Consider the following 22,782-nt stretch of genomic DNA (forward strand, 5'->3'; position numbering starts at 1 on the left):
AAGGGTGCGGCGGCGAGCATGAGGCCGGCCACCGAGCGACCGGCAGCGTATCGCGTGCGTGCCACCCGCGTGATCACCCGAATCGCCGCTGCCCGACCGCTGGGAGTCCTGACCTGCCCGATAGGGTGGCCGCGTGACCGAGCCCGCGTCCGTCGCCCGCCTCGTCGTCCTCGTCTCCGGTTCCGGCAGCAACCTCCAGGCGCTGCTCGACGCCGCCGCCGACCCCGCGTACGGGGCCCGGGTGGTGGCCGTCGGCGCGGACCGCGACGGGATCGCCGGCCTGGACCGGGCCGCCGCCGCCGGGGTGCCGACCTTCGTCGACCGCGTCAAGGACCACCCGACCCGGGAGGACTGGGACGCCGCGCTCACCGCGCACGTCGCCGAGCACCGGCCCGACCTGGTGATCTCGGCGGGCTTCCTGAAGCTGGTCGGGCCGCACTTCCTGGCCGCCTTCGGCGACCGCTACCTGAACACGCACAACACCCTGCTGCCGGCGTTCCCCGGCATCCACGGCCCCCGTGACGCGCTGGCCTACGGCGTCAAGGTCACCGGGGCCACCCTCTTCTTCGTCGATGCCGGGATGGACACCGGCCCGATCGTCGCGCAGGTCGCCGTGCCGGTGCACGACGACGACGACGAGGAGACGCTCACCGAGCGCATCAAGGAAGCCGAGCGGCGTCAGCTCGTCGAGCAGGTCGGGCGGCTGGTCCGTGAAGGTTGGACGATCACCGGAAGAAAGGTCACGGTTCCGTGAGTTCCACTGAGGACGGGCGTCGCCCGATCAGGCGGGCACTGGTCAGCGTCTACGACAAGAGCGGCCTGGTCGAGCTGGCCCGGGCCCTGCACGGCGCCGGGGTGGAGATCGTCTCGACCGGCAGCACCGCGTCGACGATCTCAGGCGCGGGTGTGCCGGTGACCCCGGTCGAGCAGGTGACCGGCTTCCCGGAGATCCTCGACGGCCGGGTGAAGACCCTGCACCCGAAGATCCACGGCGGTCTCCTCGCCGACCTGCGCAAGGACTCGCACGCCGCCCAGCTCGACGAGCACGGCATCGCCGGGATCGACCTGCTGGTCTCCAACCTCTATCCGTTCCAGGCCACGGTCGCCTCGGGCGCGAGCCAGGACGAGTGCGTGGAGCAGATCGACATCGGCGGGCCGGCGATGGTCCGGGCCGCGGCCAAGAACCACGCCTCGGTCGCGGTGGTGACCGACCCGGCGGCGTACCCGTCCCTGGTGGCCGCCCTCGCCGAGGGCGGCTTCACGCTCGCCCAGCGCCGGGCGCTCGCCGCCCGCGCCTTCGCCGACATCGCCGAGTACGACGTCGCCGTCGCCGAGTGGTTCGCCGGCACCCTGGCCCCGGCCGCCGACGGGTGGCCGCAGTTCGCCGGGCTGAGCCTGCGCCGTCAGGCGGTGCTCCGCTACGGGGAGAACCCGCACCAGGCGGCGGCCGTCTACGCCGACCCGTCCAGCCCGGCCGGTCTGGCGCAGGCCGAGCAGCTGCACGGCAAGGAGATGTCCTACAACAACTACCTCGACGCGGACGCGGCCTGGCGGGCCGCGAACGACTTCGCCGACCAGCCGGCGGTGGCGATCATCAAGCACGCCAACCCGTGCGGCATCGCGGTCGGGGCGGACGTGGCCGAGGCGCACCGCAAGGCGCACGCCTGCGACCCGGTCTCCGCGTTCGGCGGGGTGATCGCGGTGAACCGGCCGGTCAGCGTCGAGCTGGCCCGGCAGGTCGCGGAGATCTTCACCGAGGTGCTGGTCGCGCCGGAGTTCGAGGAAGGCGCCCGGGAGATCCTCCAGGCCAAGAAGAACATCCGGCTGCTGCGGGCCCCGGAGTTCCGGCCGCTGCCCGCGGAGTGGCGGCAGGTCACCGGTGGCGTGCTGGTGCAGCAGCGCGACCGGATCGACGCCGAGGGCGACGATCCGGCCACCTGGCGCCTGGCGACCGGCGAGGCGGCCGACGAGGCGACCCTGCGGGACCTCGTCCTGGCCTGGCGGGCGGTCCGCGCGGTGAAGAGCAACGCGATCCTGCTGGCCAAGGACGGTGCCTCCGTCGGCGTCGGCATGGGCCAGGTCAACCGGGTGGACTCGGCGCGGCTGGCGGTCAGCCGGGCCGGCGCGGACCGGGCGCGCGGCTCGGTGGCGGCCTCGGACGCGTTCTTCCCGTTCGCCGACGGCCCGCAGATCCTCATCGAGGCGGGCGTGCGGGCGATCGTGCAGCCCGGTGGTTCCATCCGCGACGAGGAGACCATCGCCGCCTGCAAGGAGGCCGGCGTCACGATGTACCTGACCGGCACCCGCCACTTCTTCCACTGACCGCGCCGGCCGAGGGGGCGGCCTGCCCGCTCCCTCGGCCGCACAGCCGGCCCTGCGAAATCGGCTTCAACAACGGTCCCGCCCCCGTACGGGTCCGTACGGGGGCGGGACCGGGCAGGGTCAGGCCGCCGCGGGGCGGACCTCGGCGAAGTGGCAGGCCGAGGGGTGCGGGTCGGCGGCGCGTGCGATGGTCAGCGGCTCCTCGCGGGCGCAGACCTCCTGCGCCTTCCAGCAACGGGTGCGGAAGCGGCAGCCGGACGGCGGGTCGGCCGGGCTCGGCACGTCGCCGGTGAGCCGGATGATGGTCCGGTCGTTACGGACCTCCGGGTCCGGCACCGGCACCGCCGAGAGCAGCGCCTGGGTGTACGGGTGGGTCGCGCGCTCGTAGATCTCGTCCTCGGTGCCGACCTCGACGATCTTGCCGAGGTACATCACCGCGACCCGGTCCGAGATGTGCCGGACCACCGACAGGTCGTGCGCGATGAAGATGTACGAGAGCCCGAACTCGTCCTGGAGCTGCTCCAGCAGGTTGATCACCTGCGCCTGGATCGAGACGTCCAGCGCGGAGACCGGCTCGTCGCAGACGATCACCTCGGGGCGCAGGGCGAGCGCCCGGGCGATGCCGATGCGCTGCCGCTGGCCACCGGAGAACTGGTGCGGGTAGCGGTTGACGTGCTCCGGGTTGAGCCCGACCACGTCCAGCAGCTCCTGCACCCGCCGCTGCTTGCTGCCCTTCGGGGCCGCCTCCGGGTGGATGTCGAACGGCTCGCCGATGATGTCGCCGACCGTCATCCGCGGGTTGAGCGAGGTGTACGGGTCCTGCATCACCATCTGCATGTTGCGCCGCAGCCGGCGCAGCTCGCCCCCGGACGCCGAGAAGAGGTCCTTCCCCTCCAGGGTGGCCCGGCCGGAGGTCGGCGTCTCCAGCCGCATCAGCAGCCGGGCCAGCGTCGACTTGCCGCAGCCGGACTCGCCCACGATGCCCAGGGTCTCGCCCCGGCGCAGCTCGAAGCTCACCCCGTCGACGGCCCGGACCGCGCCGGTCTGCTTCTGGAACAGCACGCCCTGGCTGATCGGGAAGTGCTTGACCAGGTTGTCGACGGAGAGGATGGTCTCGCCCCGGAGCTTGGCGGGGCTAGCGGGCGCTGTCATCTCGGACCTCCTGCGCGAAGTGGCACGCGCTGGTCCGGCCGTCGCCGAGAACCAGGTCGTGCGGCACCTCGTCCACGCAGACCTGCTGCGCGTACGGGCACCGGGGGTGGAACGGGCAGCCGGAGGGGATCCGCATCAGGTTCGGCGGCAGCCCCTTGATCGTCGACAGCTCCTGGCCCCGCACGTCCATGCGCGGGATCGACTCCAGCAGCCCCTTCGTGTACGGGTGGGCGGGCGTGCGGTACAGCGAGCGCACGTCGGCGTGCTCGACGATCCGGCCGGCGTACATGACCGCGATCCGGTCCGCGACGCCGGCGACCACGCCGAGGTCGTGGGTGATCAGGATCATTGCCATGTCGAGGTCTCGCCGCAGGTCGGCCAGCAGGTCCATGATCTGGGCCTGCACGGTCACGTCCAGCGCGGTGGTGGGCTCGTCGGCGATCAGCACCTTCGGGTTCATGGCCAGCGCCATCGCGATCATGACGCGCTGCCGCATGCCGCCGGAGAACTGGTGCGGGTAGTCGCCGAGGCGCTTCGCCGCGGCCGGGATGCGGACCAGGTCCATCAGCTCGACGGCGCGCCGGCGGGCGTCCGCCTTGGACATCCCCTCGCGCTGGCGCAGCGTCTCGCCGATCTGCCAGCCGACCGGGAAGACCGGATTCAGCGCGGAGAGGGCGTCCTGGAAGATCATCGCGATCTCCTTGCCCCGCACCTGGCGGCGCTGCTCCTCCGGCTGCTTCAGCAGGTCCCGGCCCTGGTAGAGGATCTGACCGGAACGGATCACCGCCGGCGGCGTGTCGAGGATGCCCATGATCGCCTGGGCGGTGACCGACTTGCCGGAGCCGGACTCGCCGAGCACCGCGAGGGTCTCGCCGGCGTCCAGGTGGTACGAGACCCCGTTGATCACCTTGGCGACGCCCTCGTTGGTACGGAACTCGACGTGCAGGTCCCGGATGTCGAGCAGGTGGCCACCCTCGGGCGTGGGGGAGGCGGGCATCGGACGGACAGCGGACTGGGTCATCGGGTCACCGGAGCTTCGGGTCGAAGGCGTCGCGGATGGCGTCGCCCAGCATGATGAAGGCGAGGACGGTCAGCGCGAGGAAGGCGGACGGTACGACCAGCGGCGTCGCCGACTCGCGCATGTGCACCCGGCCGGCGTCGATGTCGATGCCCCAGGAGATGGTCGGGGCCTTGAGACCGATGCCGAGGAAGCTCAGCGTCGCCTCGGCGGCGATGAACGAGCCGAGCGCGATGGTGAGCACCACGATCGCCGGGGCGAGCGCGTTCGGCAGGATGTGCCGCCACATGATCCGGCCGTTGCCGGCGCCGAGCATCCGGGCCGCCGCCACGTAGTCCTGCTCCTTGGCGGTGATCACCGAGGAGCGGACCACCCGGGCGGCGGTGGTCCAGCCGAGCACCGCCAGCACGAAGATCACCGCGAACAGCCGGACGTTGTCGCTGCTGGTGCTGACCCGCTTGAGCAGCACGATGGCGGCGAGCAGCAGCGGGATGCCGAGCACGATGTCGATCACGCGGGAGAGCACCGCGTCGACCCAGCGGCCGAAGTAGCCGGCCAGCATTCCGACCACCAGCGCGACGATGCCGGTGAGCAGCGCGGAGAGCGCGCCGACCAGCAGCGAGGCGCGGGCGCCGTAGACCGCCCGGGCGTACGTGTCGCAGCCCTGGAAGTCGTACCCGAAGACGGCCCCGCCGGACGCCGGGTCGTGCTGCCGGGAGAGCAGGCAGTCGCGCGGGTCGTTGGCGGTGAAGAGCGAGGGTACGGCCGCCATCGCGGCGACCACCACGACCAGCGTGAGGCTGATCCAGAAGATCGGGTTGCGGCGCAGGTCGCGCCAGGCGTCGCCGGCCAGGCTGCGGGCCTTCTGCGGCGCGCCGATTCGTTCGCTGCGCTCACTCATAGCGGATCCTCGGGTCGAGTACGGCGTACAGGACGTCCACCACCAGGTTGGAGAGGAGGTAGACCACGACGAGCACGCTGACGATGCCGACCACCAGCGGGCCGTCCTCGGTGCGGATGCCCCGGAAGAGGTTGAAGCCGACGCCGGGGATGTTGAACACGCCCTCGGTGATGATCGCGCCGCTCATCAGGTTGCCCAGCTCGACGCCGAGGAAGGTGACCACCGGGATGAGCGAGTTGCGCAGCACGTGCACGCTGACGATCCGCCGCTTGACCAGGCCCTTGGAGCGGGCCGTCCGGACGTAGTCGGCGCGCAGGTTCTCCGCGACCGAGGTGCGGGTCAGCCGCAGCGCGGTGGCCAGCGAGAGCGAGCCGAGCACGATGCCGGGGAGCAGCAGCGCGTACAGGTCGGGCTCGGCGCCGGCGGTGGGCGGGAAGAGCTGCCACTTGACGCCGAGGAAGTACTGCGCCAGCGGGGCCAGCACGATCGTCGGGATGCCGAGCACCAGCAGGGTCAGCACCAGGGTGGAGTTGTCGAAGATGCTGGCCCGGCGGATGCCGGCGAGCACCCCCGCGGTGACGCCGAACAGGATCGTCACGGCCATCGCGATGAGCGCCAGCTTGACGGTCACCGGCCAGGCGGCGGCGAGGATGTCGCTGATCTGCCGGCCGGTCAGCGACTGCCCCAGGTCACCCCGGAGCAGGTTGGAGATGTAGTCGAAGTAGCGGTAGAAGAAGCCGCCGACCCCGGTCTGGTCGAGGTGGAACTTCTGCGTCAGGTATGCCCGCTGGGCGGCGGTGACCGGACGCTCGCCCGCGAGCGCCTGGATCGGGTCGCCCTGACCGGCGAACATCAGTGCGTAGACGATCAGCGTGGTCCCGAAGAAGGCCAGGACCATCTGGAGCAGTCGCCGCAGAATGAAGCGGAACATACGTGGAATCTCTCTGACAAGGGGCGAAGGGCGCGGGTGGGCCGGGCCACCGCACGGTGACCCGACCCGTCGAGCGCTGTTACTTGACGGCCTCGAGCTTCAGCAGGTCGACCCGGTCGAAGAGATCCATCTCCACGTTCTTGACCTTGGTCGAGTGGCCGAAGTTGTTCTGGCCGTACCGGAGTGGGATCACCGGCAGGTCCTCGGCCAGGAGGTCCTCCGCGGCCTGGTACTTCTTGATCGCCTCGTCCTCGCTCGGCGCCTTGGCGCCCTCGGCCAGCAGCTTGTCGAACTCCGGGTTGCTGTAGCCGTAGTAGTTCGAGGAACCCTTGCTGCTGTACAGCGGGCCCAGGTAGTTCTCCATGGACGGGTAGTCCATGACCCAGCCCATCCGGAACAGGCCGACCGGCTGCTTGGCCTTGAGCTTGGTCAGCAGGTCCGCGAACTTGGGCTCGGCGGTGCCGACGCACTCCACGCCGAGGTTGGCCTTGAGCTGGTTGCAGGTCGCGTCGACCCAGTCCTTGTGGCCGCCGTCGCCGTTGTACGACAGCTCGATCGTGGACGGGCCACCCGCGGCCTGGTACATCGCCTTGGCCTTGGCCGCGTCGAACTCGCCCGCCGCGCCGATGGTGTTCTCCCGGTAACCCGCCACGACGGGCGAGACGAAGGAACGGGCCGGCTGCTGCGAGTCCTTGAAGATCGACTTGGTGATCTCGTCCCGGTCGATCGCCATCGAGATCGCCTTGCGGACCTCGGGGCTGCTGAATTCCTTCTGGAACGTCGGGAAGGCCAGCACCTGCAGCGACGACGCCGGGCTCTGCTGGAACCGGTCACCGAGGTCGGTGGCGGCCGTCGACAGGTTCTCCGTCGGGATGGTCTTGATGACGTCCAGGTTGTCCGAGAGCACGTCCGCGTACGCCGCGGTCGGCTGCTGGTAGATCCGGAACTCGACGCCGGCCACCTTCGGCTTCTCGCCGGGGAAGGCGTCGTACTTCTCGACCTCGACCTTGGCGTCGTGCTGCCAGGTGCCCTTGATCTTGAACGGGCCCTGCCCGATCGGCGCCTGCTCGTAGCCCTCGGCCAGCACGCCCGGGGCGGAGAAGGCCGCCTTCGGCAGCGGGTAGAAGGCCGTGTAGCCGAGCATCGTCTTGAACTCGCTGTACGGCTCGGTCAGCGTCACGGTGAAGGTCAGGTCGTCGACCTTCTTCAGCCCGGAGAGCGTCTTCGCCGCCGGCTTCTCGCCCTGGAGGTCCTCGTAGCCGGCCACCTTCTCGAAGAAGTAGCTGGAGTTCTGGCCGTTGGGGGCGTACGCGCCGTAGTTCCAGGCGTCGAGGTAGTTGTCGGCCGTGACCTTCTCACCGTTGTGGAAGGTGTAGCCGTCCTTCAGCTTGACCGTCCAGACCTTGTTGTCCGACGACGTCACCGACTCGGCCGCCACCTCGTACGGCTTGTTGGCCTCGTCGTAGTCGACCAGCGGGCTGAACAGGGCGGCGAGCACCTGGGAACCACTGGTTTCGTTGGTGTTGGTGGGCACCAGGTGCTGCGGCTCGGCGATCTCGATCCGCACGGCCGCGTTGGGGTCGCTCTGCCCTGATCCGCTGTCGCCGCCCGAGCCGCAGGCCACCAGGCCAAGCGTCACCGCGAGCGGGAGAGCGGTCCAGGCGGCAAGCCTACGAACTCGCATTGAGTCTCCTCGTCTCCTCACGCTGCGCAGTCAGGCCCGGTGCTGGGTGACGCTGCGCAACGATGGGCAACGGTAGGTCGACCCCGGCCGCTTCGGCAACGAGAGCGTTGCGAACCAGTAACGGATAGTCCGCCATCATCTTGTCTGCTCCCGGCCCCTCTGTTAGGGCGGGTGGAGAATCTGCTGCTCAATGTCGCTTTCAAGGAGCGGCTTCCCGGGCCTGCCGACGACTCCGGACCGGCCTGCGCGGTTGTCTTCCCGCTGTCCGCTCCGTGCCGACTGATGATCCGGTGTCCGCCCCGGTCTGTGGCCGGATCCACATACCGTGACTCTGAGTGATGAAGCACACCTAACGGAAGGTCACGGTTTGCCGTCGTCCCAACCGTCGCCGGTCGCCATGAGACGATCTGGACGTGACGGCGACGATCCTGGACGGCAAGGCGACCGCGGCGGAAATCAAGGACGAACTGCGGACGCGGGTCAAGGCCCTGGCCGAGCGGGGCATCACCCCCGGTCTCGGCACCGTCCTGGTCGGGGCCGACCCCGGCTCCCAGGCGTACGTCAACGGCAAGCACCGCGACTGCGCCGAGGTCGGGATCGCCTCCATCCGCCGCGAGCTGCCCGCCGACGCCACCCAGGAGCAGGTCGACGCGGTCCTGACCGAGCTGAACGCCGACCCGGCCTGTCACGGCTACATCGTCCAGCTGCCGCTGCCGGCCCACCTGGACACCCAGCGTGCGCTGGAGATGATCGACCCGGACAAGGACGCCGACGGCCTGCACCCGGTCAACCTGGGCCGGCTGGTGCTCGGCTACGACGGCCCGCTGCCCTGCACCCCGCGCGGGATCGTCGAGCTGCTCCGCCGGTACGACGTGCCGCTGCGCGGCGCGACCGTGGCCGTCGTGGGCCGGGGCAACACCGTCGGCCGCCCGCTGGGCCTGCTGCTCACCCGGCGCAGCGAGAACGCCACCGTGACGCTCTGCCACACCGGCACCCTGGACCTCGCCTCGCACACCCGCGCCGCCGACATCGTGATCGTCGCGGCGGGCGTACCCGGGCTGCTCACCGCCGACATGATCACTCCCGGCGCGACCGTGGTGGACGTCGGCATCACCCGGGTGATCGGCGCGGACGGCAAGGGCCGCTACACCGGGGACGTGGACCCGGAGGTGGCCGAGGCGGCCGGCAAGGTGGTCCCGATGCCCGGCGGCGTCGGCCCGATGACCCGGGCCATGCTCCTGACGAACGTGGTCGAACGGGCGGAGCGGGGCTGAGCGCGCCCATCGGTGTCATAACCGTCCGCCCCTGGCCGGTCGAGTGCCAGGATGGCTGATACGGTCCGGAAAACCGACTGGTATCAGGGAGTGGGACGACCATGGGTAAGAAGGTCACTGTCGTCGGGGCCGGCTTCTACGGCTCCACCACCGCACAGCGCCTGGCCGAGTACGACGTCTTCGACACCGTCGTGATCACCGACATCGTGGAGGGCAAGCCGGCGGGTCTCGCGCTCGACCTCAACCAGTCCCGCGCGGTCGAGGGCTTCGAGACCAAGGTCGTCGGCGTCACCACCGGCCCGGCCGGCGAGGGCTACGAGGCCATCGAGGGCTCCGACGTCGTCGTCATCACCGCCGGCCTGCCGCGCAAGCCGGGCATGAGCCGGATGGACCTGCTGGAGACGAACGCCAAGATCGTCCGCCAGGTCTCCGAGAACGTCGCCAAGTACGCCCCGAACGCCGTCGTCATCGTCGTCTCCAACCCGCTCGACGAGATGACCGCGCTGGCCCAGCTCGCCACCCAGTTCCCGAAGAACCGGGTGCTCGGCCAGGCCGGCATGCTCGACACCGCCCGGTTCACCAACTTCGTGGCCGAGGCGCTCGGCGTACCGGTGAAGTCGGTGAAGACGCTGACCCTCGGCTCGCACGGCGACACCATGGTGCCGGTGCCGTCGAAGAGCACGGTGAACGGCAAGCCGCTGCGCGAGGCCATGCCGGCCGAGCAGATCGAGGAGCTGGTCGTCAAGACCCGCAACGGTGGCGCCGAGGTCGTGGCGCTGCTGAAGACCGGCTCGGCGTACTACGCCCCGTCGGCCGCCGCCGCCCGGATGGCCAAGGCCGTCGCGGAGGACTCCGGCGAGGTCATGCCGGTCTGCGCCTGGGTCGACGGCGAGTACGGCATCTCCGGCGTCTACCTGGGCGTCGAGGCCGAGATCGGCGCCGAGGGCGTCCGCCGCGTCGTCGAGACCGACCTGGACGCCGACGAGCTGGCCAGCCTGAAGGAGGCCGCCGAGGCCGTCCGCGCCAAGCAGGCCGACGTCGCCAACATGTGATCCACCAGCACCACCCGAAGGGTGGTGCGGGAGGTGCGGGCGGTGTCCGGGTCCTCCTCGTGGGCGTACGCCAGCTCGGGGTCGACGAGTTGCACGGTGTGCACCAGGAGGTCGCCGGTGAGCAGGAGCCGCTCGTCGCCGGCGTCGATGAGCACCGACTGGTGGCCGGGAGTGTGCCCGGGCGTGCTCAGCAGGCGTACCCCCGGGGTGAGCGGGGTGTCGCCGTCGACCACCCGGAGCTGGCCGGCGGCGCGCAAGGGGGCGACCAGGTCGGCCGGCAGCCCCGGGTTGATCGTCTCCATCGCGTCCAGCTCGGCCCGCTGCACCACGTAGTCGGCGTTCGGGAAGTACGGGCGGCCGGGCGCGCCGGTGACCGCCCACCCGATGTGGTCGCTGTGCAGGTGGGTGAGGATCACGGTGCCGACGTCGGCGGGCTCGATGCCGGCCGCGGCCAACTCGGCGGGGAGCCGCCCCGGCACCGGCGCCCAGCTCGCGGCCGGGGCGTCGGCCGGCCCGATGCCGGCGTCGACCAGCGTGACCGGTCCGTCGCCGTCGCGGAGCGCGAAACTGCGGAACGGCAGCCACCAGCGGCCGTCGGCGGTGACCGAGGTGGGGTCGCGCCGGTCCGCCTCGCGCCAGTGCGCCGCCGTGGCGTCGGGGAAGGCCTCGGTACGGGGTTGGAAGAACGGCCCCTCGCCGTCGGTGAGCGCGGTGACCGTGATAGACCCGAGGGTACGGCTCAGTGGCATCGGGACATGGTGCCAGTGATCTTCCCTGCCGGGCACCCGGTTATCCGGCCGACCGAGGCCGGATGGGGGGCGCCGGTCAGTTTCCAGTACGCTCGTACTGCTTGAGCACGTGTCCCCCGAGAGGAGCGCCGGTCGATGGCGAAGATCAAGGTAAACAACCCGGTCGTGGAGCTCGACGGCGACGAGATGACCCGGATCATCTGGAAGCAGATCCGTGAGCAGCTGATCCTGCCCTACCTCGACGTCGACCTGCACTACTACGACCTCTCGATCCAGCACCGCGACGAGACCGACGACCAGGTGACCGTCGACGCCGCCAACGCCATCAAGGAGCACGGCGTCGGCGTCAAGTGCGCGACCATCACCCCGGACGAGGCCCGGGTCGAGGAGTTCGGCCTGAAGAAGATGTGGCGGTCGCCGAACGGCACCATCCGCAACATCCTCGGCGGCGTCGTCTTCCGCGAGCCGATCATCATGTCCAACGTGCCGCGGCTCGTCCCCGGCTGGACCAAGCCGATCATCATCGGCCGGCACGCCCACGGTGACCAGTACAAGGCCACCGACTTCGTCGTCCCCGGCCCGGGCACGGTGACCATCACCTACACCCCGGCCGACGGCGGCGCCCCGATGGAGATGGAGGTCGCCAACTTCCCCGGCGGCGGCATCGCCATGGGCATGTACAACTTCGACGAGTCGATCCGGGACTTCGCCCGGGCCTCGTTCCGGTACGGCCTGGACCGCAACTACCCGGTCTACCTGTCCACCAAGAACACCATCCTCAAGGCGTACGACGGCCGGTTCAAGGACATCTTCGCCGAGGTGTTCGAGACCGAGTTCAAGGCCGAGTTCGACGCCGCCGGCATCACCTACGAGCACCGGCTGATCGACGACATGGTCGCCGCCGCGCTCAAGTGGGAGGGCGGCTACGTCTGGGCCTGCAAGAACTACGACGGTGACGTGCAGTCCGACACCGTCGCGCAGGGCTTCGGCTCGCTCGGCCTGATGACCTCGGTCCTGCTCTCCCCGGACGGCCGCACCGTCGAGGCCGAGGCCGCGCACGGCACGGTCACCCGGCACTACCGGCAGTGGCAGAAGGGCGAGAAGACCTCGACCAACCCGATCGCCTCCATCTACGCCTGGACCCGGGGCCTGGCCCACCGGGGCAAGCTCGACGGCACCCCGGCGGTCACCGAGTTCGCCAACACCCTGGAGCAGGTCATCGTGGACACCGTCGAGGGTGGCCAGATGACCAAGGACCTCGCGCTGCTCATCTCGCGGGACGCCCCGTGGCTGACCACCGACGAGTTCATGGCCGCCCTGGACGAGAACCTGGCGCGCCGGCTCGGCGCCTGATCGGCGTACCGGTCCACCGATCGAGCCCGCCGGCGTTCCGCCGGCGGGCTCCGTCGTACCCGGGGCCGGGGTTGGTCGTCGCACCCGGTCTGCGGCGGGTCGGGGTGTCCGCGCGAGGGGATCGCCCGACACGCCGCAAACGGTGGTGGGAGCCCGCCGGGGCCGGCCGCCGGCGGCGTCACCGGGGTGGGCGTGGGTCGTTGAAGTGGGTGGACGTGATGCCAGTCGCGTCTGAGGAAGGTTGACCGCGGTCGCCTCGCGGCACGAGTGCCGACCAGCCAGCCTTCCCGGCTGTCGCGCACAGCCAGCCGTCCCTTCCCTGCGGGGGGCCCTGTCCCGGGCCCCCCGCGCCCTGTTCCGGGCCGGGGCCAGTCCGACCTGGTCGGCCGCAAAGGTGGGCTGGTCGGCTCCGGCGGCCCGCCGCGGTGCGACAGCAGGGGACGAAGCCGACCCGGTGACCATCGGCGCTACACCTTCCGCTGCGGCCGCGGATCGGTGCCGAACATGCGGGCGGCGATCTCTCCGGCGGCGAAGCCGCCGATGCCGGCGCCCGCAACGGCCTCCGTGAGAGTGGCACCCTGCAGGTGGATCACCGCGCCGAACGCGGTGACGGCGAAGGCCACGACGATCGTCGGCAGCGGACCGGCGTCGGCGACGATGCGCCGCGCCACCTGACCGCCGATGAGCGCGAGACCGCCCGCACCGATCAGCGATTCCTGCAGGGTGTGACCGGTCAGCAGGAGCCCGGCAGCACCGCCGAGCACCAGAACGACCGCGGCAACCCCGGTCCAGGTGCCGCCGCTGCGCTGGACCGGCGTGTGCCGGCTCGACACCGAGTCGTAAGGCGACAGGTCTTCTGTGCCGGCCGGTGGTTCGGCCATACTCGCCATGTGAGTCCCCTCGGGATTCCAGGAGGGGCGTCTACCTCCATCGTGAGCGCGAAGCGGTAGACGCCCCTGAACCTTGCCGACGTGGTTGCGCCGGCCTGGAAATGGCACCACGTCCGAATGGATCTCCAGAAGACGTGAAAGTGTGCGGGTGCCGAACTTCCCGACGCCCGGCCGGACTGATCGGAAGTTCCCTGCGGTGCGACGAGCGGGAAATTCGCCCGGGTCTCCTCGCTGACCTGTCAGGACACTCGTTGTCAGCGGTGCCGTCACATGATCTTGATGGCCGAACTTTTCATGCCCGGGAAATGCTCGGAGAGGTTCAATTCCCTCCGCCGGGAAGTGGCTCCTGTCGTCCGGCCGACCAGCCCCCCGTCGGCTCGGACTTCCCCAGTGGATAGACGTTGCCCGTTTTGTGGCAATCGGCGCGCCCAAACACTTCCTTGTGGCCGGAAGTTGACTCCCTCCACCCGGATCACCCTGAAAAGATTCGATCCGTGAACACCCTGAGGCAGCCCGCGAATCCCTTGAGTAAGGCGCTGCGCGAGCTCATGGAGAGCCGGCATGGCAAGGGGTACGGCTCGATGCGGCGTCTGGCGGACAAGGTCCAGGAAGCTACCAAGTGCCCAGATCCCTACAAGACGATCAGTCGTCAGCTCGACGGCAGGCCCAGATGGCAACTCGTGGAATGGGTGCTCGACCACTGCGCCCCGGACGACGCCGAAGAGGGCTGGCGCGCGCACCAGGCCGAACGCCTTGCCGGCTTCTACTACTCGGTGCACCGGGAGAGACCGCCTCGCTATCCCGGCAGGCTGATCGTCGACGGGGTGACCGTGGAAGAGGCGATCTCCTCACCGGAAGAGGCTCGTGACCCCACCACTCGCGTCCTGCTGCTGCAGGAGGAGATCGCGCGGCTCCAGGAGAGTTTCGAACGCGGTGAGGAGCTCTCCGCCCGGCTTCGTGATCAAGCTGCCGGCCTTCAGGGCCAACTCCACTCGCTCCAGAAGGACTACGCCACCCTCGAGTCGGCGCACCACCTCATCCGTCAGACGAAGCAGGAACTCGACGGGTTGGTCGCCACGCTTCAGGAGCGTGTCCGGACCGCCGAAGAGACCGCCGAGTTGCTGGAGCGACGCGTACGCAACGCACATGAAGAGGCGAACTACAGCCAAGCGGCGCTCGAGCAGAAGAAGCGCGAGTATGAGGAGCTCGAGCAGCGCGAGTCCCGGACCCGGGTGGATCTCGCCGAAGCGCGCGACATCGCCGACAAGCGCTACCACGACCTCGATCGCTACCGGCAGGAGTCCGACGAGGCTCAGCAACGACTCCGCAACCAGATCGTCAGTCTGGAGCGGGACATGATCGAACTTCGCGAGCGGCTTCGGGGGCTCGACTCCCGGACGCCGAACCCGTCACCGCCCTCGCCCCGGCCTCCGGTGGCCGATACGCCGAAGCCTCGGCAGCCGGGTCACGGTGGCCGGCGGGGACCTGAGTACGACTGGATGCGTGACGACGACGACGACCAGAACCACTTCCGCTGACCAGAGGACGGCGCCGCCGGCACCCTGCACCGCCCCGATCAGACCCCGCTCGCCCGCTCAGGCGGCGCGCAGCAGCTCCGCGGCCCGCTCGGGCGCGATGTCGTTGATGAAGACGCCCATGCCGGACTCCGAGCCCGCCAGGTACTTCAGCTTGTCCTTCGCCCGCCGGATGGTGAACAGCTGCAGGTGCAGGTGACCCAGCTCCCGGTCGATCCGCACCGGCGCCTGGTGCCACGCCGCGATGTACGGCATGGGCAGGTCGAAGAGCCCGTCGAAGCGGCGTAGCACGTCCAGGTAGAGCGGCCCGAACGCGTCCCGCTCGGCGTCGGTCAGGGCCGGGATGTCGGGCACCGGCCGGTGCGGGGCCACGTGCACCTCGAACGGCCAGCGGGCCGCCGCCGGCACGTACGCCGTCCAGTGCTCGTTGCTGGTGACCACCCGGTCACCGGCGGCCCGCTCGGCGGCGAGCACGTCGGCGTAGAGGTTGCCGCCGCCGGTGCGCTCGGCGTGCCGGCGGGCGGCGGCCAGCAGCGACCGGGTCCGCGGCGTCACGAATGGGTACGCGTAGATCTGCCCGTGCGGGTGGTGCAGGGTGACCCCGATCTCCACGCCCCGGTTCTCGAAGCAGAACACCTGCTCGACGCCGGGCAGCTCGGCGAGCGCCACGGTCCGGTCGGCGAGCGCGTCCAGCACGGTGCGCACCCGGCGCGGCGGCAGGCCGGCGAACGAGGCGTTGTGGTCGTCGGTGAAGCAGACGACCTCGCAGCGGCCCAGGCCCGGGCGTACCGGGGTGAACGGGGTGATCTCGGCCGGCTCCTCGGCGACCCGCTGACTCAGCGAGGGAAACCGGTTCTCGAACACGGCCACGTCGTAGTCCGGGGCCGGAATCTCGCTGAGCCGGTCGCCCCGGGTGGGGCAGAGCGGGCACTGGTCGGCCGGGGGGAGGAAGGTGCGGGTCTGCCGGTGCACCGCCACCGCCACCCACTCGTCGGTCAGCGGGTCGTAGCGCAGCTGGGAGGCCTGCGGGGGAGGAGGCAGGTCGCGCCGGTCCGGCTGGTCGCGGACCGCGTCGTCCCGCTCGTCGAAGTAGATCAGCTCGCGGCCGTCCGCCAGTTCGATCGCCGTACGCTTCACCGCGCCGTCCCCTCCGTCGTCTCCCGGCCCGTGCTCGCCACGACCACCAGCTCTCCCACGTTCTCCTCGAGTACCCGGCGCGCCTCGGGGGCCAGCCGGTCGTCGGTGACCAGCACGTCGGCGGCGCCGAGGCCGACGATCGAGGAGATGCCCACGGTGCCCCACTTGGTGTGGTCGGCCAGGACCACCAGCCGGTCGGCGGCGGCCACCAGGGCCCGGTCGGTCTCCGCCTCCATCAGGTTCGGCGTGGTGAAGCCGGCCCGTTCGGTGATCCCGTGCACGCCGAGGAAGAGCAGGTCCAGGTGCAGCGAGCGGATCGCCCCCACGGCCAGCGGGCCGACCAGCGCGTCGGACGGGGTGCGCACGCCGCCGGTGAGCACCACGGTCTGGTCGGGGCGGCCCTGCGCGTGCAGGATCTCGGCCACCGGCAGCGAGTTGGTCACCACGGTCAGCCCGGGCACGTCGACCAGCCGGCAGGCCAGCTCGGCGGTGGTGGTGCCGGCCGACAGCGCGACCGCCGCGCCGGGGCGGACCAGCTCGGCGGCGCGGGCGGCGATGGCCGCCTTCTCCGTGAGCTGCCGCACCGACTTGGCGTGGAAGCCCGGCTCGTCGGTGGAGCCGGTGCCGGGGATCGTGGCGCCGCCGTGCACCTTGGCCAGCAGGCCCTGCTCGTGCAGCGTCTCCAGGTCACGCCGGATGGTCATGTCGGAGACGCCGAACTCCGCCGCCAGGTCGGTGACCCGTACGCCACCGGCGGTCCGGACCCGGTCCAGGATGGCCGCCTGCCGCTGCCGCGCCAGCATCCGCCCGCACCTCCGGCTCCCACGCACTCTCACGCGCTCGAACGTGTTCCAACAAAGATGAACACTAGCGCGCAGCGGGCAGCGACGGAAGGCGGCCCTGGCGGGAATCAGGTGGACTGGAGGCGGGGCTCCACCCAGCCGGTCTCGGTGAGGTGGTTCATCACCGACAGCACGGCCTCGTCGACGCTCAGATCGGTGGTGTCGACCACGATCTCCGCGTCGACCGGCTCCTCGTACGGGTCGTCGACGCCGGTCATCCCGGTGAGCAGGCCGGCGCGGGCCCGGGCGTACAGGCCCTTGCGGTCGCGCCGCTCGCAGACCTCCAGCGGGGTGGCCACGTGGACCAGCACGAAACCGGCCCCGGCCGCCAGCGCCATGTCCCGGGCGGCCGCCCGAGCCTGGGCGTACGGGGCGATCGGGCAGCAGATGCCCACCCCCCGGTGCCGGGCGATCTCGGCGGCCACCCAGCCGATCCGGCGGACGTTGGCGTCCCGGTCGGCTTTGCTGAAGCCCAGCCCCGCCGACAGTTCCCGGCGCACCACGTCGCCGTCGAGCAGGGTCACCGTCCGGTCGCCCTGCTCGCGCAGCACGTCGGCCAGCCCGCGCGCGATGGTCGACTTGCCGGAGCCGGAGAGGCCGGTCAGGAAGACCACCAGGCCCCGGTGCCGCCGTGGCGGACGGGCCCGGCTCAGCTCCTTGGCCACCGCCGGCGGGGTGTGCCACTCGGGCAGCGGGAAGCCCCGGTCCAGCAGGTCGTCGATCTCCTCCTGGCTCAGCGCCAGCCGCCGGTTGCGCGGCGGGATGTCCTCCCGCCAGCGCCACTGCCCGTCCCGGTTGTCGTAGGCCAGCTCGCGGGGGACCAGCACCCGCAGGCCGGCGCCGGAGAGCATGTCGCCGGTGGAGAGCAGGTGGGTCACCCCGTACGCGGCGGAGATCCGGGCCCGCAGCAGGGCGTCGCTGATCTCGTCGCGGCGGCGCGGGATCGGCACGGCGATCAGGGTCGCCGGGGGCATCCGGTCCCGGGCGGCGAAGACGCTGCGCACCAGGGCCTCCGGCGGCAGGCCGCCGTTGCCGTCCTCACCCACCGGGATCATCACCAGCAGGTGCGCGCCCAGGGTCCGGGCGGCGTGCGCGATCTGGGCCAGCTGCGGCCGGTGCAGCGGCCGGTCGGCGATCACACCCAGCACCCGGCCCGGGGGCAGCAGCGCCCGGACCTCCTCCGGGGTGCGGCGCAGCCGCTGGAACGGGCCGTGCCCGCCGTCGCCGAGCCGGCGTACCGTGCCGCCCACCCCGGCCACGCCCTCGCGGGCCGTCCAAACGTCGGCGACCTCCAGCGCTGCCACCGGCGCGCCCTCGCCGTCGGCGAGCACCAGCGTGCGGCGCCCCGGGTCGGCCGGGTTCAACCCGTTCGCCAGCGCCGCCGGCACCTGCAGCGCCACCGGTACCGGCCACGGCGTGCCGTCGGCGAGCCGACCCCGCCGGTGCAGCGAGGCCAGGTCGGCGCGGGTCATGAAGCCGGTCAGCGGCGCGTACGCACCGGTCAGCAACAGCTCCAGATCGGCCAGCTCACCCGGGCGCGGCGTGTACGCCGGCGCGTCCCGAAGCACCTCGTCGGGCAGCACCCACCCGTTGCTCATCCGCACCCCTCACTCGCTGACCGGCACACAGTTTCGCAGCCGACCGGCGATCGGTCGAGAGCGCCACTCCACTGCGGTCCGCGAGGGTGCTCACGCCTCAGCCGGCCGGGGCCAGCGGGGCGGCTCCGAAGGACACCGAGAAGCGCTTGCACCAGATCGACACGCTGCCGAGTCCGGCCAGGTCGGTGCCCTGCGGGATGTCGTACGCCTGGTCGCCCCGGTTGCCCTTGAGCCGGCCCAGCTCGACCCACCGGCCGTCGTCGAAGACGCCCCAGCCGGCGCGGCCGGTGCGTACCGGCTGGTCGGTCAGCCAGACCCGCAGATCGGGGCCGTTCGAGGTGGCCAGGCCCACCAGTTCCAGCCGGTGGCGCCCGTCGGCGGCGCGGACGATCCGGGCGGTGCCCGAGGTGTCGTGCTCGTGGGTGACGAACTCGCCCCGGCTGACCAGCGTCGGCCCCGCCGGGGTCGCCGTCGGCCCGGCCGGGGTCGCACCCTGAGTCGGCACGGGACCGGCCGACGGCGGGGCGGCCACCTCCACCTCGGACAGCCGCTCGTCGACCCGGTTGTCGGTGACCGCCTTCCAGGGCTGGAACCACCAGAGCCCGACGGCCGCCCCGGCGGCGAGGACGACGACGGCGGCCCAGGTCAGTGGCGTACGCAACAGGCGGTTCAGCACGCGTCCAGTCTGTCCGGGCGAGGCCGGCCGGTCACCCCGCGGCCGGGTTACGAAACCCTTACCGGCGGCCCGCGCTGCGCCGGCGGCGAGTCCGGCGGGTCCCCCGGACGGGTTCTCAGGGGCGACCCCGGGCGATTCCTGATACCCGGACGGGCGTCCCCTTCCTACGCTGGCGGTCGTGACACTGATAGCGACCGAGTCGCTGACCAAGACGTACGGAGGTCGGGTCACCGCGTTGGCCGACCTGACCGTCGCGGTGGAGCCCGGGATCGTCGGCCTGGTGGGCGCGAACGGCGCCGGCAAGTCGACCCTGATCAAGATCCTGCTGGGCCTGATCGCCCCGACCAGCGGCCGAGTCTCCGTGCTCGGCCTCGACCCGACCACCGACCCGGCGGCGGTGCGCGCCCGGGTGGGATACATGCCCGAGCACGACGCGCTGCCGCCCGACCTCTCCGCCGCCGAGCTGGTCACCCACCTCGGCCGGATCAGCGGACTGCCCAAGACGACGGCCCGCGAACGGGCGTCCGAGGCGCTGCGGCACGTCGGCCTCTACGAGGAGCGCTACCGCCCGGTCGGCGGCTACTCCACCGGCATGAAGCAGCGCGTCAAGCTGGCCCAGGCCCTGGTGCACGACCCGGACCTGCTGCTGCTCGACGAACCGACCAACGGCCTCGACCCGGCCGGCCGGGACGACATGCTCGCCCTGGTGCACCGCATCGGCACCGAGTTCGGCATCTCCGTGCTGGTCTGCTCGCACCTGCTCGGCGAGGTGGAGCGGATCTGCGACACCCTGGTCGCGATCGACGGCGGCCGGCTGCTGCGCGCCGGCCGGATCGCCGCCATGACCTCGGCCACCGACGTGCTCGCCGTCGAGGTCAGCGAGGGTACGGACGAGTTGGCCACCCGGCTCACCGCGCTCGACCTGCCGGTCACCCGGGACGGCCGGATGCTGCTCGTCCCGCTCGCCGACGAGGCCACCTACGACCTGATCCTCGGCGCGGTCGCCGAGCTGGACCTGCCGCTGCACCGGCTCGACCAGCGGCGACACCGGGTGGCCGAACTCTTCGCCACGAGGGAGCCCAGCCATGTCTGAGCCGACCGGCGTCATCCACGACATCGGCTACCAGCGCTACACCGGCCCCCGGCTCGGCCGCCGGCACGTCTTCGGGGCGCTCTACCTGCACGGCGTGCGGACCGCCTTCGGGCTGGGCCGCAGCGCCAAGGCCAAGATCTTCCCCTGGCTGGTGGTCGGCATCGTCACCCTGGTCGCCGCCGGTGTCACCGCGGTCCGCAGCCAGATCGGCGAGGTGGTGATGACGTACGCCCAGTTCGCCGACTCGATGAGCTGGCTGGTCATCTTCTTCGCCGCGGTGGCCGCCCCCGAGCTGGTCTCCCGTGACCTGCGCAGCGGCGTGCTGCCGCTGTACTTCTCCCGGCCGCTGCCCCGCGGCGACTACGCCCTGGCCAAGCTGCTGGCCCTGGTCAGCGCGCTCTGGCTGCTGCTCGGCGGGCCCCAGCTGGTGATGTTCCTCGGCGCGGCGTTCACCACCGGCGACGGGATGCGCGGCGTCTGGAACGAACTGCTCGACCTGCTGCCGGGGCTGCTCTACGCGGGCCTCTGGGCGGTCGTCTTCGCCTCGGTCGGGCTGCTGGTCGCCTCGCTCACCGGCAAGCGGGCGTTCGCGGCCGGCGGGATCGTGGCGGTCTTCCTGATGACCACCCCGATCGTCGGCACCCTGTCCATCCTGCCGTCCCGCACGGTCAACGAGCTGGCCGGACTCGGCTCGCCGTCCACCATCGTGCAGGGGGTCGGCATCTGGTCCCTGGGCGACCTGCTGATCACCGAGGAGCAGGGCGGGGCGAGCATCGGCGCCTTCGGCCCGGTGTACGCCCTCGCCGCCGTGCTGCTCGTCGCCGCCTGCGTCGCCCTGCTGCTGCTGCGATACCGGAAGGTGGCCGCCCGATGACCACGATCAGCGCCGACACCCGGGCGAGCGCCCCGACCGCCCCCACCAGCACCCTCGACCTCGCCGGCGTGTCCCGCTGGTACGGCAACGTGGTGGCGGTCAACGACATCACCATGCGGCTGGGCCCCGGGGTGACCGGCCTGCTCGGCCCGAACGGGGCCGGCAAGACCACCCTGCTGCACATGATGGCCGGCTTCCTCGCCCCGTCCCGGGGCCGGGTCACCCTCGACGGCGAGCCGACCTGGCGCCATCCGGAGGTCTACCGCCGGCTCGGGCTGGTCAGCGAGCGGGAGGCGGTGCACACCTTCCTCACCGCGTACGAGTTCGTGCTGGCCAGCGCGAAGCTGCACCGGCTGCCCGACCCGGCGGCGGCGGCCCGACGGGCGATCGCCCTGGTCGAGCTGGAGGGGGCGCAGGACCGGCGGATCGGGACGTACTCCAAGGGCATGCGGCAGCGGGCCCGGGTCGCTGCGGCCCTGGTGCACGACCCGCAGGTGCTGCTGCTCGACGAGCCGTTCAACGGGATGGACCCGCGCCAGCGGCTGCACATGATGGGGCTGCTGCACTCCCTGGGCGACGCCGGCCGCACGATCCTCTTCAGCTCGCACATCCTGGAGGAGGTCGAGCAGGTCTCCGGCACCGTGCAGGTGATGGTGGCCGGCCGGCTCGCCGCCTCCGGTGACTTCCGGACCATCCGCCGGCTGATGACCAACCGGCCGCACGTGTTCACCGTCCGCTCCACCGACGACCGGGCGTTGGCCGTCGCGCTGATGGCCGAGCCCTCGGTCACCGGCGTCGAGTTGGACCGCACCGGCCTGACCGTCAAGGCCGGCGAGTACGGCGCCTTCACCCGGGCGCTGCCGAAGATCGCGCTGGCCCACGGCGTCCGGGTCCGGCAGCTGCTGCCCGAGGACGAGTCCCTGGAGAGCGTCTTCTCCTACCTGGTGGAGGCCTGATGTCGACCGTTTCCTGGATCACCGCGCGCGGGCTGTTCGGCCGGCGTCGGTTCCTGATCCTGCTGCCGTTGCCGCTCCTGCTGCTGGGGTTGGCGATGCTCTGCCGGTCGCTGGGGGTCCAGCCGAGTGACTGGGGCCCGCCGGTGCTGGTCGGCCTCGGCCTGGCCGTGGTGCTGCCGGTGGTCTCCCTGATCGTGGGCACCGGCGTGCTGGGGGCCGAGATCGACGACGGCACGGTGGTGCACATCCTCACCAAGCCGCTGCCGCGCTGGCAGATCGTGCTGCCGAAGCTCGCGGTGGCCACCGTGGTCAGTGCGGCCACCGTCGCCGTGCCGATCTTCGTCGCGGGCGTGCTCGCCGATTCGGTACGCCTCGGCTCGGCCCTCGCCGCCGCGTCGGCGCTCGGTGCGCTGGCGTACTCGGCGCTGTTCCTGGCGCTGAGCCTGCTCACCCGGCGGCCGGTCCTGCTCGGACTGGTCTACGTGCTGATCTGGGAGGGGCTGCTGGGCAACTTCGTCAGCGGCACGAAGGTGCTCTCGATCCAGCAGTGGGTGGTGGCGATGGCCGACCGGATGGCCCCCACCGACCTGCTCTCCACCACCGTCTCCGTGCCGGTCGCGGCGGTGCTGACCGCCGTCGTCGCCGTCGGCTCCACGGTGCTGGCGATCGACCGCCTCCGCTCCTTCAGCATGGCCGGCGAAACCAGCTGACCCGCCCCACCACCGGATGCACGTCCAGAGAAAGA

Annotated in this window: 20 protein-coding genes and 1 pseudogene; 10 read left to right on the plus strand and 11 right to left on the minus strand. The window is 71.4% G+C overall.

Translation table 11 applies throughout. The features are described from left to right. Positions 1-133: 133 nt before the first annotated feature. Entirely contained in the window at positions 134-754 is a 621-nt protein-coding gene (gene purN, locus ACSNN7_RS15115) for a phosphoribosylglycinamide formyltransferase (RefSeq protein ID WP_436681401.1), read from the plus strand. Then, positions 751-2,322 carry a bifunctional phosphoribosylaminoimidazolecarboxamide formyltransferase/IMP cyclohydrolase gene (gene purH / locus ACSNN7_RS15120; protein ID WP_436681402.1) on the plus strand — a complete coding sequence of 524 codons (1,572 nt, stop codon included), beginning with the start codon at positions 751-753 and terminating at the stop codon, positions 2,320-2,322. The genes purN and purH overlap by 4 nt, the downstream gene beginning before the upstream one ends. A gap of 120 nt (positions 2,323-2,442) precedes the next feature. Here purH and ACSNN7_RS15125 read toward each other — a convergent pair whose 3' ends face one another. The 5 genes from ACSNN7_RS15125 to ACSNN7_RS15145 all read right to left on the minus strand — a co-directional run bounded on the left by ACSNN7_RS15125 (position 2,443) and on the right by ACSNN7_RS15145 (position 8,008). Beyond that, positions 2,443-3,474: an ABC transporter ATP-binding protein gene (locus ACSNN7_RS15125; protein ID WP_436681404.1), complete on the minus strand. Its 1,032-nt coding sequence runs from the start codon at positions 3,472-3,474 to the stop codon at positions 2,443-2,445. Further along, complete coding sequence (locus ACSNN7_RS15130; protein WP_436681405.1) at positions 3,458-4,495, minus strand: ABC transporter ATP-binding protein; 1,038 nt, start codon at positions 4,493-4,495, stop codon at positions 3,458-3,460. The genes ACSNN7_RS15125 and ACSNN7_RS15130 overlap by 17 nt, the downstream gene beginning before the upstream one ends. Before the next feature lie 4 nt (positions 4,496-4,499). Next, the gene (locus ACSNN7_RS15135) at positions 4,500-5,393 is read right to left on the minus strand and encodes an ABC transporter permease (RefSeq protein WP_436681407.1); all 894 of its coding nucleotides are present in this window, start codon (positions 5,391-5,393) and stop codon (positions 4,500-4,502) included. Then, entirely contained in the window at positions 5,386-6,324 is a 939-nt protein-coding gene (locus ACSNN7_RS15140) for an ABC transporter permease (RefSeq protein WP_436681409.1), read from the minus strand. Before ACSNN7_RS15140 ends, ACSNN7_RS15135 begins: the two co-directional genes overlap by 8 nt. Before the next feature lie 79 nt (positions 6,325-6,403). Beyond that, entirely contained in the window at positions 6,404-8,008 is a 1,605-nt protein-coding gene (locus ACSNN7_RS15145; RefSeq protein ID WP_436681410.1) for a peptide ABC transporter substrate-binding protein, read from the minus strand. Positions 8,009-8,421: 413 nt separating this feature from the next. Between ACSNN7_RS15145 and ACSNN7_RS15150 the strand changes: the two genes are divergently transcribed. Further along, positions 8,422-9,282 carry a bifunctional methylenetetrahydrofolate dehydrogenase/methenyltetrahydrofolate cyclohydrolase gene (locus ACSNN7_RS15150; RefSeq protein WP_436681412.1) on the plus strand — a complete coding sequence of 287 codons (861 nt, stop codon included), beginning with the start codon at positions 8,422-8,424 and terminating at the stop codon, positions 9,280-9,282. A gap of 101 nt (positions 9,283-9,383) precedes the next feature. Further along, positions 9,384-10,334 (plus strand): malate dehydrogenase, encoded by a 951-nt coding sequence (gene mdh / locus ACSNN7_RS15155; RefSeq protein ID WP_436681414.1) that lies wholly within the window; start codon positions 9,384-9,386, stop codon positions 10,332-10,334. Here the strand turns inward: mdh and ACSNN7_RS15160 are convergent. Next, a pseudogene (locus ACSNN7_RS15160) lies at positions 10,319-11,083 on the minus strand (MBL fold metallo-hydrolase); the annotation flags it as partial. The gene mdh and the pseudogene ACSNN7_RS15160 sit on opposite strands and share 16 nt — an antisense overlap. A gap of 135 nt (positions 11,084-11,218) precedes the next feature. Between ACSNN7_RS15160 and ACSNN7_RS15165 the strand changes: the two are divergent. Next, positions 11,219-12,436: an NADP-dependent isocitrate dehydrogenase gene (locus tag ACSNN7_RS15165; RefSeq protein ID WP_436681416.1), complete on the plus strand. Its 1,218-nt coding sequence runs from the start codon at positions 11,219-11,221 to the stop codon at positions 12,434-12,436. 467 nt (positions 12,437-12,903) lie between these two features. Here ACSNN7_RS15165 and ACSNN7_RS15170 read toward each other — a convergent pair whose 3' ends face one another. Then, positions 12,904-13,317 (minus strand): hypothetical protein, encoded by a 414-nt coding sequence (locus ACSNN7_RS15170; protein WP_436681418.1) that lies wholly within the window; start codon positions 13,315-13,317, stop codon positions 12,904-12,906. Between the two features lie 503 nt (positions 13,318-13,820). On the opposite strand from ACSNN7_RS15170, the gene ACSNN7_RS15175 reads away from it, so the two are divergent. Continuing rightward, positions 13,821-14,864 (plus strand): hypothetical protein, encoded by a 1,044-nt coding sequence (locus ACSNN7_RS15175; RefSeq protein WP_436681419.1) that lies wholly within the window; start codon positions 13,821-13,823, stop codon positions 14,862-14,864. Positions 14,865-14,921: 57 nt separating this feature from the next. Here the strand turns inward: ACSNN7_RS15175 and galT are convergent, their stop codons facing one another. The 4 genes from galT to ACSNN7_RS15195 form a co-directional block, all read right to left on the minus strand. Continuing rightward, positions 14,922-15,998, minus strand: a complete 1,077-nt coding sequence (galT, locus tag ACSNN7_RS15180) for a galactose-1-phosphate uridylyltransferase (protein ID WP_436681420.1) — start codon at positions 15,996-15,998, stop codon at positions 14,922-14,924. Beyond that, positions 15,995-16,801, minus strand: a complete 807-nt coding sequence (locus ACSNN7_RS15185; protein WP_436681421.1) for a DeoR/GlpR family DNA-binding transcription regulator — start codon at positions 16,799-16,801, stop codon at positions 15,995-15,997. The genes galT and ACSNN7_RS15185 overlap by 4 nt, the downstream gene beginning before the upstream one ends. A gap of 107 nt (positions 16,802-16,908) precedes the next feature. Then, complete coding sequence (gene cysC / locus ACSNN7_RS15190; RefSeq protein ID WP_436681423.1) at positions 16,909-18,438, minus strand: adenylyl-sulfate kinase; 1,530 nt, start codon at positions 18,436-18,438, stop codon at positions 16,909-16,911. Positions 18,439-18,535: 97 nt separating this feature from the next. After that, positions 18,536-19,114 carry a DM13 domain-containing protein gene (locus tag ACSNN7_RS15195; protein ID WP_436681424.1) on the minus strand — a complete coding sequence of 193 codons (579 nt, stop codon included), beginning with the start codon at positions 19,112-19,114 and terminating at the stop codon, positions 18,536-18,538. A 178-nt stretch (positions 19,115-19,292) separates the two neighbouring features. Here ACSNN7_RS15195 and ACSNN7_RS15200 point away from each other — a divergent pair, with 178 nt between their 5' ends. The 4 genes from ACSNN7_RS15200 to ACSNN7_RS15215 are packed head-to-tail and all read left to right on the plus strand — an operon-like array spanning position 19,293 to position 22,747. Further along, positions 19,293-20,207 carry an ABC transporter ATP-binding protein gene (locus tag ACSNN7_RS15200; RefSeq protein WP_436681425.1) on the plus strand — a complete coding sequence of 305 codons (915 nt, stop codon included), beginning with the start codon at positions 19,293-19,295 and terminating at the stop codon, positions 20,205-20,207. After that, on the plus strand, positions 20,200-21,081 hold the full coding sequence (locus ACSNN7_RS15205) for an ABC transporter permease (protein ID WP_436681426.1): 882 nt from the start codon (positions 20,200-20,202) through the stop codon (positions 21,079-21,081). The genes ACSNN7_RS15200 and ACSNN7_RS15205 overlap by 8 nt, the downstream gene beginning before the upstream one ends. Continuing rightward, positions 21,078-22,037, plus strand: coding sequence for an ABC transporter ATP-binding protein (locus tag ACSNN7_RS15210; RefSeq protein ID WP_436681427.1), 960 nt, complete (start codon positions 21,078-21,080; stop codon positions 22,035-22,037). Before ACSNN7_RS15205 ends, ACSNN7_RS15210 begins: the two co-directional genes overlap by 4 nt. Then, entirely contained in the window at positions 22,037-22,747 is a 711-nt protein-coding gene (locus ACSNN7_RS15215) for an ABC transporter permease (protein ID WP_436681428.1), read from the plus strand. The genes ACSNN7_RS15210 and ACSNN7_RS15215 overlap by 1 nt, the downstream gene beginning before the upstream one ends. Positions 22,748-22,782: the final 35 nt, after the last annotated feature.

The organism is Micromonospora sp. URMC 105 (assembly GCF_051386295.1).
In the GTDB taxonomy this organism is placed as follows: Bacteria; Actinomycetota; Actinomycetes; order Mycobacteriales; family Micromonosporaceae; genus Micromonospora.